Source organism: Allorhodopirellula heiligendammensis, from assembly GCF_007860105.1.
Classification (GTDB): domain Bacteria; phylum Planctomycetota; class Planctomycetia; order Pirellulales; family Pirellulaceae; genus Rhodopirellula; species Rhodopirellula heiligendammensis.
In genome coordinates this window covers 1,722,874-1,734,709 of record NZ_SJPU01000002.1, presented here as the reverse complement: position 1 = coordinate 1,734,709, position 11,836 = coordinate 1,722,874, and the positions used below count along the sequence as shown (strand labels likewise).

10 protein-coding genes are annotated in these 11,836 nt (G+C 58.1%); 6 read left to right on the top strand and 4 right to left on the bottom strand.

Features of this window, described 5'->3' with window-relative positions:
- Nucleotides 1–108: 108 nt before the first annotated feature.
- On the bottom strand, nt 109–666 hold the full coding sequence (locus Poly21_RS16810) for a DUF4416 family protein (RefSeq protein WP_146408062.1): 558 nt from the start codon (nt 664–666) through the stop codon (nt 109–111).
- A gap of 170 nt (nt 667–836) precedes the next feature.
- On the opposite strand from Poly21_RS16810, the gene rlmN reads away from it, so the two are divergent.
- Complete coding sequence (gene rlmN, locus Poly21_RS16805) at nt 837–1,970, top strand: dual-specificity RNA methyltransferase RlmN (protein WP_146408061.1); 1,134 nt, start codon at nt 837–839, stop codon at nt 1,968–1,970.
- 14 nt (nt 1,971–1,984) lie between these two features.
- Here rlmN and msrA read toward each other — a convergent pair whose 3' ends face one another.
- Entirely contained in the window at nt 1,985–2,695 is a 711-nt protein-coding gene (gene msrA / locus Poly21_RS16800) for a peptide-methionine (S)-S-oxide reductase MsrA (protein WP_302119270.1), read from the bottom strand.
- Between the two features lie 83 nt (nt 2,696–2,778).
- Entirely contained in the window at nt 2,779–3,294 is a 516-nt protein-coding gene (locus tag Poly21_RS16795; RefSeq protein WP_146408059.1) for a carboxymuconolactone decarboxylase family protein, read from the bottom strand.
- 242 nt (nt 3,295–3,536) lie between these two features.
- Here Poly21_RS16795 and Poly21_RS16790 point away from each other — a divergent pair, with 242 nt between their 5' ends.
- The 5 genes from Poly21_RS16790 to Poly21_RS16770 all read left to right on the top strand — a co-directional run bounded on the left by Poly21_RS16790 (nt 3,537) and on the right by Poly21_RS16770 (nt 8,448).
- On the top strand, nt 3,537–4,655 hold the full coding sequence (locus Poly21_RS16790; RefSeq protein WP_146408768.1) for a FliG C-terminal domain-containing protein: 1,119 nt from the start codon (nt 3,537–3,539) through the stop codon (nt 4,653–4,655).
- A 38-nt stretch (nt 4,656–4,693) separates the two neighbouring features.
- On the top strand, nt 4,694–5,455 hold the full coding sequence (locus Poly21_RS16785; RefSeq protein ID WP_146408058.1) for a FliH/SctL family protein: 762 nt from the start codon (nt 4,694–4,696) through the stop codon (nt 5,453–5,455).
- The gene (locus Poly21_RS16780) at nt 5,452–6,852 is read left to right on the top strand and encodes a FliI/YscN family ATPase (protein ID WP_302119267.1); all 1,401 of its coding nucleotides are present in this window, start codon (nt 5,452–5,454) and stop codon (nt 6,850–6,852) included. Before Poly21_RS16785 ends, Poly21_RS16780 begins: the two co-directional genes overlap by 4 nt.
- Nucleotides 6,853–6,969: 117 nt before the next feature.
- A complete protein-coding gene (fliJ, locus tag Poly21_RS16775) occupies nt 6,970–7,422 on the top strand; it encodes a flagellar export protein FliJ (protein ID WP_146408057.1) in 453 nt (150 codons plus the stop codon).
- A 39-nt stretch (nt 7,423–7,461) separates the two neighbouring features.
- Nucleotides 7,462–8,448: an SGNH/GDSL hydrolase family protein gene (locus tag Poly21_RS16770; protein ID WP_146408056.1), complete on the top strand. Its 987-nt coding sequence runs from the start codon at nt 7,462–7,464 to the stop codon at nt 8,446–8,448.
- A gap of 123 nt (nt 8,449–8,571) precedes the next feature.
- Here the strand turns inward: Poly21_RS16770 and Poly21_RS16765 are convergent, their stop codons facing one another.
- Nucleotides 8,572–11,661, bottom strand: coding sequence for a valine--tRNA ligase (locus tag Poly21_RS16765; protein ID WP_146408055.1), 3,090 nt, complete (start codon nt 11,659–11,661; stop codon nt 8,572–8,574).
- Between the last annotated feature and the right edge of the window lie 175 nt (nt 11,662–11,836).

The window sequence follows — 11,836 nt, the reverse complement described above, 5'->3', positions numbered from 1 at the left end:
CACGGTGGCTGGAATGGAACTGACAAGCGATTATTACGAACCACGGTGGCCTCTGGATCGACAGAGGCCCATTACGTGAGCGAATATACCGCAATTGGAGGTTGGGCCTCAAACGCGGCGGAAGCCACCGGTCTGCAACAAATGCGCTCGCAACCGTTCGCGGCATGTCATCGCGAACTCCGCCACCTGGTCCGTTCGATAATCTGGATAGCTCCAGCGATGATGGATCCAGCGACCACCCATGTAATTGAGCGTCACTTCAGCAAAAATACCGTCGTGTAAGTATAAACGATGGTCGCGATCCTTGATCGTCGCCAATACCAACTTAGCCTGAGTGATGTACCCTGGATCCAGGTTCAGGGGTCGCTGCTCCGCATGGTCGCTCGACTGCGCGTATTCGCGTTCCCATTCGTTGGTGAGAAGTTTCCAATCAGCCAAGCCCCCTGGATCGGCGAAATTCTCGAAGGCCATCAGAACTTTGGCCAGCCCCACACCCATTTCGGCATCGTAAAACCCGCCGGCGGTGAATGCCGCAGGAGCCGAGACTTCCGCGGCGGCCCCCCAGTGCTCGCGCAGCCGTTCCTGCGCCCATTGACGGGCTTCGGCGTGCCGTGAAATCACAGCGCAAAACCGTACCACCGGTTCAATTAAACGAGGTTGAGCCATGGGGAAATCTTAACGCTTTCATCAATCCTCGGTAGCCGCCCGGCCCGAACGGCGGTCCGTTTCACGTCGCAATGCCTTTTTTGGCTGGTGCATCCCGCCCCGCTCGCTTATCGTTGAGTGTCCCCATTGATTGGATTTTACGGCCTTTTTCCGCCACTCGCTCTACTGCCATGTCTTCGTTGCCTGTTCTTCCACAAAATCCATCCGCGACCGCTAGCGAAGAGTCCCCTCGGCCCCGTAAAGAGCACCTTCTCAACACATCGGACGATCAACTCAAAACATGGTTGGCAGGGCGAGGGTATCCGGCCTTCCGAGCCAAGCAAATTCGCCGCTGGATCTATGCTGGCCGAGCAAAATCGTTCGATACCATGTCGGACCTACCTGCCAAGCTCCGAGCAGAACTGGCGGATCATTTTGAACTCTTCAATGCGTCCGAAGCGCATGTATCGACTTCGCGCGACGGCACCGAAAAAATCCTCGTCCGCCTGAGCGATGGCGGTGAGGTCGAGTGCGTGCTGCTGCGAGATGGTGACCGGCGGAGCATCTGCGTGAGCAGCCAAGTAGGCTGTGCCATGGGGTGCGTGTTCTGCGCCAGCGGTCTCGATGGCGTGGACCGCAACCTCACCGGCGGTGAGATTCTCGAACAGATGCTGCGCCTGCAACACCGCTTACCCGAATCCGAGCGTCTCAGTCACATTGTCATGATGGGGATGGGCGAACCACTGGCGAATTTGCCAGGTGTGCTCGCGGCACTGGACGTCGCCCGCAGCCCCGAGGGACTCGGCATCAGCCCCCGACGGATCACGATCAGCACAGTGGGCTTGCCGCCTGCGATCGATAAATTGGCAGCCGGCGGTGTGCCTTACAATCTCGCCGTCAGCCTCCATGCACCCAATGACGAACTTCGCAGCGAACTGGTACCCGTCAATAAGAAGATTGGCATCGAGCCGGTCTTGGCTGCCGCGGACCGTTATTTCAACGCATCGGGACGTCGACTTACGTTTGAGTATGTCTTGCTCGGTGGCATTAACGACTCCGAAGCCTGTGCTCACGAACTCACCCGGGTGCTGCGCGGACGATCCGTGATGATGAATGTGATCCCTTACAATCCCGTGGCCGGGTTGCCCTACGTCACGCCCAGTAAAGAATCGATTGCAAGATTTCGCCAAATCCTCGAAGCCGACGGTGTCAACGTGATGTTTCGTCAACGCAAAGGTGATGAAATCGACGCTGCTTGTGGCCAACTCCGTCGCCACCGTGGACAACGGACTGCCTCCGGTCAGAGTACGACCCCGGTAACATGAGACGCACCACAGCACTAGGGAGTCGACGACTGCTCGGCGTCCGGTGTTCCCATGACATCGCTTGAGCTGGGTTTTGACTCGGGCAACTCCAACTTGCCGGCACGGTCCCCCCAGTGCTCAGTGATGAATGCATCACGGCCTGATTGATAGCGATAGTAATCGTACTTGACCAAGCTCTTTCGATGGTAGTCTTGGTGGTAATCCTCCGCTGGCCAGAATTTCTCCCTGGGCTCGAGATCAATCGCAATTGATTTTTCGTAGATGCCCATCTGATCGATTTTGGCGATAACTTCTTGGGCGGCCTGCTGCTGTTGCTCGTTGTCATAGAAGACGACAGGGCGGTACTGGGAACCACGGTCGGCAAATGATCCAGACGGGTCAGTCGGATCGCTGTGCTTGATTAGCCACTCGACCAACCCGGCAAATGTCACCACAGTTGGATCGTAGGTCACTTCCACGACTTCCACATGCCCGCCGGCGGCATAGGTTTCATAGGTCGGTGCTTTCGAGGCACCACCGCTATAGCCCGAAACCACATCCTCGACACCTGGGCACTTCTCAAAGTCAGACTCCACACACCAGAAACACCCCCCGCCAAGCATGGCAGTGGCGTATGCCGGCGCAGCTTCTGAGCTCAGCGAGTCCCCGCGAGCACGCTTCGATTCGACTGGCCCATCAACGACTGCAGAGCCTCGGTGGCAGCCCGCCGAGCAGGTTGCTAGCATCGACAGAACCATCCACCACCGGAAAGCCTGCATCTGAATACCCTCTCTTGATATGGAAACGTCGCTGGCCTGCGGTAAAGCAATCAGGGCAGTTCGATGTCCAAACCGTGATTGACTCGGTTGGTGAAATTCGCCAGTGCGACTGTAGCCGCCAGCGTGACGAGCTGTGTGTCGCTGAGAGTCTGCTTGACCTTCGCCACCGTATCAGCCTCGACCTTGGCCGTGGTTGTCAGTTGCTCAGCATAGGCCAACACCGCCTTTTCCTCGTCACTGAAGGCATCACTCCCAGCGTAGTCATCGATTGCCGCGAGTTGAGCGTCGGTCGCCCCCGCTTTCTTGGCAGCCCCATTGTGGTAGTGCGAACAATACTCGCAACCGTTCAGCGTCGAAGCCTTGTAGTAGGCGAATTCCCGCAACTTGGCGGGCAAATCCTTTTGAATCCCATCGTTAATTTGGGTTGTTCCACCCAGCACATCCGGCTGGTAGGCCAGCGTGCTGAATAGATTCAACGGTTGACCGAACTTTTTCTCGATCGCTTTGAGAAGTGGCTGGGAATCGGCAGGTGCGTCGGCTTGTTTGAGTGGGGACACAAATGGCATGGCTGCTAACTTTCTGCGTGAAAAACGGGTTACTGAACGAGAGGCGTCATCAATTCCACGTGCAATCCCCATACCACACGAGCATACAAATCTGACCACGCTGGCTCCGCCGCCCGACCGTCTGAATGGAACAACGTTTTGTTTCAGCCTTCGCGCCGTCGACGGAACTTTAGTAGAAGTAACGAAGAATCCACAATTATTTGATTTCCTCGCCATCCATCATTCTGCGGGACCTGTCAACCTTGTCGTCGATCGCTGCCCACGCCGAACAGGAATCACGACGTGCTGCGTCGCTTAGGCGGATTGCGATCGTGCTGCGTGACCTGCCGGACACGACCGCAGCCAAATTGATTGCGGAAATGCCGCCGGAGATCCGTCAAAGAGTGCAGGGCGAGATCGCCGCTCTCGTGGACGTTGATCCGATGGAACAGCGCCGGGCTCTCGAATCGTTCGCCGTCTCGCTGCGTCATCATGCTGCTCAGCAATCGCAAGCAACTTCCTCCTGTCTCGATTTTCTCGGCGAGCTCAGTGACGATCTTTTGCTCAGCCTCCTCCGCGACGAACATCCCCAGACCAAGGCCGTCGTCCTCGCGGAGATTCCCCCCGACCGCGCCGCAGCGATTTTACCACGTCTCGGCGCAGCTCAGCGACAAGACTTGTTGGCACGAATTGGTCGCCTGCCCGACGTTCCCGAAGAAATGCTCAGTGAGTTGGCCCGCAGCTTCCGCCAGCGTCTGGAGCGGTTGACGGCAGAACACCCATCTCGATCGTCTCGCCATGGCGGCCGTGATCGTCATGACGATCGCTATGACCCCGTGGCGGCGGCGGAGCACCTCAACGGTTCCGCCCACGACGTCTCGCCACGTCTCCAAGCCATCCTTGCCGAAATGCCGCTGGCGACAAATCAGCCAGACGCCTCTCCTGAGGCTCAATCGCGGGCAACCACAGAGCGACATCTCCACGCCGCGCCTGCGCACGCCCCAACAAATAAAATCCCGGCACCTGCGATGTCGGTCGAGCAAACCCATCGTGAGCTCATGCAGCTGTCCCCCAGCAAACTCTGTGAACTGCTGGGACGAGTTGATACGCGGACGGCGATCCTGGCGCTGTGCGGGTTGCCGAACAAAGTCGCCGACGCCGCCATCGCCTGCCTCCCGCGTTCGCAAGCGAACCAGGTCCGCCAGCACTTGATGTCCGTGGGCAGCATCGAAATACGTGAAATCGACCAGGCGAAAGCTGCCGTGTTAGCGGCCGCACGGGTTGCGGGGCAGGCTCCTCCTGAGGCGAGCGCAGCGAGCGCTAGCAGGCCCACAGGTGCCGCGACGGGATCGAGTCATGGTCACGTCGCCGTCGCGATGTGATCCCACACTGTCCTCGTTTACTCTTTAAATAACACCGTATGGCTGGAATCCTCAAATCATCGAAATCGACTGCACCGAGGATCATCAAGACAGTTTCTCGCCGTGGCGAAACCGACCACGCCGCAGCCGATGCAAACCTGACCGAGTTCAATCTATCGGATCTAGCTGAACAGGGACGCGAGCAACTGCAGAAATGCCAACTCCAGGTCAACGCGATGCTCGAGGAGGCACACCAACAGGCCGAGCAGATAAAATCGCGAGCCCACGATGCTGGGTACGCCGAGGGATGGCAAGCCGCCCAGGCCGAGATCGAATCACACATTGATTGCCGAGCTGAACAAAAAGCGAAAACGCATGTTGAGTCACTGCACACTGCTGTCGTGCAGATGACGCAGCAATACGACGATTGGATGCAACACTACGTTGACGCGCTGACAACGACAGCGATCACTGCGGCGGGACAACTCACACGATCACAGTTGACATTGCCCGCCGATCTCGCGGACAACAAAACGGCGAAGCCGGCGACGTCAGAACACCTGTTAGTTCGATGGGCCCGAGAAGCCTTGCACGGCACGCGGTCTGAAAACCGACTGACGCTCGCGGTCCATCCCACTACGCTTGCGCAGCTTGGCCCGGCGCTGCGCGCGTTACTCGCCCATTCCGATCTGCCCGAAGACTCGGAGGTCATCGGCGATGCGACACTCGACGTTGGTGATGTCGTCCTCCGGCAAAACAGCGGGGAGATCCACGCAGGTCTGGAGGCTCAACTGCAACGCTTGGGAGAGCAATTGCGATGATGAACGTTCCCAGGCTGTCGCCACCACGTCTCCCCGATGCCGATGCCACCAAGGCGGCGCTGCGGACAATGGTCCCATTCCAGGTTCGCGGTCGCGTTGCTGCCGTGACCGGCGACGCGGTGACAGTGCAAGGCTTGATCGCACCGCTCGGCGCCATCTGCGAACTTCAACCCACCGATGCGTCACCTACGCTGGCCCGCGTGATCGGATTCGATCAAAGCCGACCGATCCTCGCACCGCTGGAAACTATCACCCGTTTGACCGCAGGTGATCGAGTGCAATTGCTCGCTCATGCGATGCCGCTGCGCGTCGGACCGGCACTCTGTGGACGTGTCATCGACGCGTTCGGTCGTCCCATGGACGGACGCCCGTTAGCGGCCGATCTGAGGCGAGTGGACGCGGACCATTCCGCGCCTGATTCACTCAATCGACCTCCAATTGACCAACCCCTGCAAACCGGCGTGCGGGCGATCGATGCACTGCTGACCTGCGGTATTGGCCAACGACTTGGGATCTTTTCGGGTTCGGGTGTCGGCAAAAGCACCCTACTCGGCATGCTCACGCGCGGCACCAATGCCGATCGCATCGTGATCGCGATGGTAGGCGAGCGGGGTCGTGAAGTCAGCGAGTTTATCCAACGAACGCTCGGTAGCGAGGGCATGAAAAAAAGCGTGGTCGTGGTAGCCACCAGCGATAAGCCTGCGGCGCAGCGACTCTCGGCCGCATGGACGGCAACCAGCATCGCGGAACAGTTCCGTGACGAGGGCCACAATGTGCTGCTATTGGTTGATAGCGTCACTCGATTCGCCATGGCACAACGTGAACTCGGTCTGGCGGCCGGCGAACCACCGACGACGCGAGGGTATCCGCCAAGCGTTTTCAATCTACTCCCCCAATTGGTAGAACGCGCCGGACGCACCGAAAAAGGATCCATCACCGCGTTCTACACGGTTCTCGTCGAGGGCGACGACCATAATGAACCGATCGCCGACGCGATTCGCGGATTGCTCGACGGTCACATCGTACTGAATCGTCGACTGGCGCAGGGCGGCCATTTCCCACCGATTGATATCCCGCAAAGCGTCAGCCGTCTGCAAAACCATTTGGTCAGCCCCGAAGTCAATGCGGCCGTCTTGAAGATCCGCGAACACATGGTGCAGTACGAGAACAGCGAGGACCTCATTTCGATTGGCGCCTACCGCAGCGGCACGGACCCCCGCATCGACGCTGCGATCGCGATGCGCGACCCCATCGGTGAACTGCTGCGTCAAGCCAGCGATGAGCAAACCCCGCTGATCGAAGCTCAACAATCCATCGTGAGACTCGCTTCGGAAAGTAGTCAAACAGCGACGGCTGCGCATACTCAGCGGCGTCAGCCCCTGGAAAACGAAACGTAGGCTGGAACCATTGTCCCCCCTCGAGGCTTCATGGAGATAAACCGTTTCCAACTTGCTCTGACGGGACCAGGGTCCCATCCTACGGGCTACCAACCTTCCATCCCAAACTGAACCTTCGTGACGTCCTTTCACTTTCGTTTTGAATCGCTACTCGTCCTCCAGCGTCAGCAGCGCAACGAGCTGATCCGCGAACTCACCGAAACTCACACCGCGATCAACGATACTCAGGAAAAGATCGATCACTTGCAACAACAGCGAGATGAACTCCGATCTGCCGCAGCTGGTCGGTTCGCGACCGATGTTCATATTTCTGTCGACCGCCTACGCCACGAGGCCCGCTACGATCGGCAACTTGCCGATGATCAAGACACGCTTGGATCGACTCGAAAACAACTCGAAGCTGAACTCGAACAACGACGGGAACGCCTGATTGAAGCCGAAGCGGAAGTCAAACGGCTCGAACGACTGCGTGAAAAACAGTCTGTGGCTTACAATCAACTGCAGCTACAGCGTGAGCAGGCCACCGCCGATGAGCGGACGATTGCGAGGATGATCCATTCGCGGCGCTGAGTATACTGGAGAAAAACGCCAACTTGGATTGCAATCACCATGAGCTCCCAACCGCCTTCTCGAACTCGGCGCTGGTTGTTGCTGCTCGGTGTGATCATCGTCGCCTCAGTCCCAGCGTACATCGAGTTCTTTTTACGCCGTCCGGTGGGTGAGGGTCCTGCCGGGCCGATGATCCCCGCAACCGATTTTGATCGCATTTGGACCGAGCGTCCAGTCGTGCTGTTGGGACTGGGCGACAGTGTCACACGAGGCTTGGGAGCCCAATCACAGAGCCACACCTATTTCGCGAGATTGCAACACAATCCCGTTGACGAATTTGCCGACATGCAAGGTAAGTGCTTGTCAGTGGTGCTGCCCAACCTAACGGCAGAAAACTTTGCAGTTTCCGGGTCGACTTCAATCGACCATCTGCAAACACTCCAAACTCAAGTCCCTACGTATCCCGACGACGTGTTTGGCCTGGTCGTCATGACCACGGGCGGCAACGACTTGATCCACTCCTATGGTCGCCGCCCACCTGCTGAAGGTGCCATGTACGGTGCCACGATCGAACAAGCAGGACCTTGGATAGAGAACTTCCGCGCGCGTCTACGGACAATTTTCGACGAGATACAGTCACGGTTTCCCGGCGGGTGCGTGATCTATGTGGGTGACATCTACGACCCGACCGATGGAGTCGGAGATGCGCCGAGCATCTTCCTACCCGACTGGCCCGATGGTCTGGCGATCCATGCGAAATACAATGCTGTGATTCGAGAGGTGGCCGCGCACCGTGATCATGTGCATGTCGTCGATCTCTATGAAACGTTCTTGGGTCACGGTTCACATTGCCGCCAATTCTGGCGAGCTCACTACGATGCTGCCGATCCGCACTATTGGTTCTACGATAATATCGAAGACCCGAATGATCGCGGCCACGACGCGATCCGCCGCGTGTTCCTGAAAAGGATCTTGAAAACCTGGGAACGACCGCCCGATGCTCTTAATCCGACACTTCGGGACGATCGAAAGCCTCACGAACAATGACGGTAGATCCATCGAGCAGGACCGACTCGCGGTGTGCGGCGATGAAGGTGCTGCATCAACAAGAGCGAGACGTCAGGTTTGCGATGCTTCCCATCGCGAACCCTCAAAGCCACGCGATCGGAACTAGCCCTTCTTGGCCTTCAGTCGAGTGATGTCGCCTTGGACACTGGCATATTGCTCACGCAGGCCAGTTAACGACTCGCGTTCTTTTTCCACAATCGCGGCCGGGGCTCGGCTGACGAAACTCTCGTTGTTGAGCTTATTCTCTTTCCCGGAAATCTGGCCGGTGATCTGGCCGAGCAGTTTCTCCAAGCGGCCGAGTTCCGCGTCAACGTCAATGAATTTTTCCAAATCCACATGCACATCAACGTCGACCTCGGGCAGCCCCAGGTGAGCATCGGTTTCGAACGGCTTGACATCGCTGCCGATCGCAACCACGTCAGCCGATGCCAAACCAGCAAAATACGCTTTCATGGGCTCGAGCAATTCACGCGATGAGTCGTCGCAGCGGATCGCAACAGGGACCGTTTCACTTGGTTTGATGTTCTGTGACGCGCGGATTTGACGAATCGCAGCGACGATTTTTTGAAACTCACTGAACTGTCGTTCGATCTGCACGTCGTGGTGGTCGGTGTGCGAGGTCGGCCACTCGCTCGTCATCACAAACCGACCCACTTCGACAGGCTCGGGGACCCCACGCCGCGGGGCGAGTTCGCCGAGGTATCCCCACACCGATTCCGTCACGAACGGCATGATCGGATGGAGCAACCGCAGCAGCTGATCGAGTCCATGTGCGATCACGTTCTGAGTCACGGTCTGCTGCTCAGGATCGCTCAATCGCGGCTTGGCAATCTCAACGTAGAAACTGCAGAACTCGTCCCAGGCAAAGTCGTAGAGAATGCGAGCGACTTCGCTGTACTGATAGCGATCGATGCCTTCGCTGACTTGCTGTGTCACACTGGCCAAGCGGCTGAGTAGCCAGCGGTCCTCGATCGGCAGTGACGTGATGTCGACACTTTGAGGCTGGAAGCCTTCCAGATTCATTAGCGTGAAGCGGGACGCATTCCAGAGTTTATTGACGAAGTTCCGGGCGGTCTCAAAACGCTCGCTGACCACGGCGCCCTTGGGCAACGCCTTGTCCTCGTCGGATTCGGCCCACTGGGTGGAGAATGGTTTGCCACAGGCCGGGCAGTCGAGTCGCGGGAGTTTCTGTGTCTTGCGAGTTTGATCGATCAGTTTCTCACAGGCAGGACACTCGTACTGCACGGGCATCCGCACGTCTTGGGTATCGCCGGCGATTCTGGCCAAGCCGAACCGCAACGCGTCCGGGCCGAACTTGTCGGTCACATCGTTGGGATCGATGCCGTTGCCCGCCGTTTTGGACATGGTCTTCCCAAAACTATCGAGAATTTTGGGATGGATGAAGACCTCGCTAAACGGCACCTGGCCCGTGTTGTTCAACCCCATCAATACCATCCGTGCCACCCACAGCGTGATGATGTCACGAGAGGTAATCAGGGTCGACGTAGGGTAAAACTTGGCGAGCTCGGCGGTCTCAGCGGGCCAGCCCAACGTGCTGTGGGGCCAGAGTGCGGACGAAAACCACGTGTCGAGCACGTCGGGATCTTGCACGAGGCCCAACGCTTGCACGTCGGACTCGACTGTCACATCTTCATCACGCACACAGACGAACACCGCCACGGTGTCCTCACTATCGGCGTCGATCCGGTGACTGATCTGATCGAGATGTTGCTGAGCGAGTTTTTCGAGCTGATCGCTGAGTTCGTTCGCCTCATGCTGCGACAGTCCGCCGGTCGACCAGATCGGAATTCGGTGCCCCCACCAAAGCTGGCGACTGACCGGCCAGTCGCGTTTTTCACTGAGCCAATCGAGATAGCCGCGACGGTACCGCTCCGGAAAAATTTGCACACGATCGTCGGACACCGCATCCATCGCTGACTGCGCAAGTTCGTTCATGGCGACAAACCACTGATCGGCCAGGTACGGTTCGATCGGCGTTTTGCTGCGGTCGCTGATCGGCAATTCAATCTCGCGATCTTCGACCTTGCCGAGCAAACCGAGTTCATCGAGGTCTGCCACGACCGCCTTCCGTGCCGCTGGAATGGTCAGTCCTTGGTACTTGCCGCCTTCGGCATTGATCGTACCGTCAGGGTTGAGCACATTGATCATGGGCAGCCCGCCACGCAGCCCCACCTCGTAGTCGTTCGGATCGTGCGCTGGCGTGATCTTCACGCAACCCGTCCCCAACTCGGGCTTGGCCCACTCGTCGGCCACGATGGGAATCTCCCGATCGAGCAATGGCAAACGGAGCGTCCGCCCAGCGGACGCCATGTCACGCAGCTGGATAAGCTGCGGCAACATCTGGGTGCGGCGTTTCTCCAACGCAACGATTTGTTTCTCGATCGCAGGTTTTTCCTTCGCGGTCGCCTCAGCCAGTTTCTCTTGCAGCCCTGCAGCAACTTGATCGAATGCTGCCGCTGGGTTGGGATGAACCGCCACCGCAGTGTCACCCAGCATCGTCTCGGGCCGGGTCGTGGCAATTTCCAGCGATTCTGGCTCACCCGGCTGGGGGTCGATCACCGGATACCGCAGATGATAGAAGTGCCCTTTCTTGGTCTCGTTAAAAACCTCATCATCGGAGACCGCCGTCTGTAAAAACGTATCCCAATTGACCAGTCGCTTACCGCGATAGATCCGCTGTTTCTCAAACAGATCAAAGAAGGTTGCCCGCACCGCAGCGGCGCAGACCGGATCGAGAGTGAATCGCAGACGTTCCCAATCGCAGCTACAACCCATCCGTTTGAGCTGATCGAGAATGCGGGTTTCGTACTGGTCCTTCCACTGCCAAATCCGCTCCACCAGCATTTCGCGACCGAGGTCGTGCCTCGTCTGATTCTCGATCTCCTTGAGGCGTTTCTCTACAACCGCTTGCGTCGCGATCCCCGCGTGGTCCGTCCCGGGCATCCACAGGGTCTCGAATCCCTGCATGCGTTTGCGCCGCACGACGATGTCCTGTAGTGTGTTGTTGAGTCCGTGGCCGAGGTGCAATGCGCCAGTCACGTTCGGCGGGGGAATTACGATGGAGAACGGCGGTTTGTCGCTGCTGGCGTCGGCGCGAGAACATCCAGCCGCCTCCCACTGCTGCAGGATTCCAGCGGCGGCCTCAGCGTGATCGAATCGAATTGGAATCATGGAAAGAAGGGGGTGTTCGGGGTTCAGAAAGAAGGTGAATGTCGCTCAGCTCTGATAGCAGAGCAACGATCGGTGATCCGGCGGAGTTCGCTCCACCAAACCACCTGCTCGATGGTTGTGAAGCGTCGGGGCGCCGATTGGGGTGGTGAGGTATTTGGAAACGTAGGACAGGCTT

Bases quoted from the DNA above. Each gene is read 5' to 3' on its own strand.
- Poly21_RS16810 (WP_146408062.1), bottom strand. From the start codon at position 666: ATGGCTCAACCTCGTTTAATTGAACCGGTGGTACGGTTTTGCGCTGTG.
- rlmN (WP_146408061.1), top strand. From the start codon at position 837: ATGTCTTCGTTGCCTGTTCTTCCACAAAATCCATCCGCGACCGCTAGC.
- msrA (WP_302119270.1), bottom strand. From the start codon at position 2,695: ATGCTAGCAACCTGCTCGGCGGGCTGCCACCGAGGCTCTGCAGTCGTT.
- Poly21_RS16795 (WP_146408059.1), bottom strand. From the start codon at position 3,294: ATGCCATTTGTGTCCCCACTCAAACAAGCCGACGCACCTGCCGATTCC.
- Poly21_RS16785 (WP_146408058.1), top strand. From the start codon at position 4,694: ATGGCTGGAATCCTCAAATCATCGAAATCGACTGCACCGAGGATCATC.
- Poly21_RS16780 (WP_302119267.1), top strand. From the start codon at position 5,452: ATGATGAACGTTCCCAGGCTGTCGCCACCACGTCTCCCCGATGCCGAT.
- Poly21_RS16770 (WP_146408056.1), top strand. From the start codon at position 7,462: ATGAGCTCCCAACCGCCTTCTCGAACTCGGCGCTGGTTGTTGCTGCTC.
- Poly21_RS16765 (WP_146408055.1), bottom strand. From the start codon at position 11,661: ATGATTCCAATTCGATTCGATCACGCTGAGGCCGCCGCTGGAATCCTG.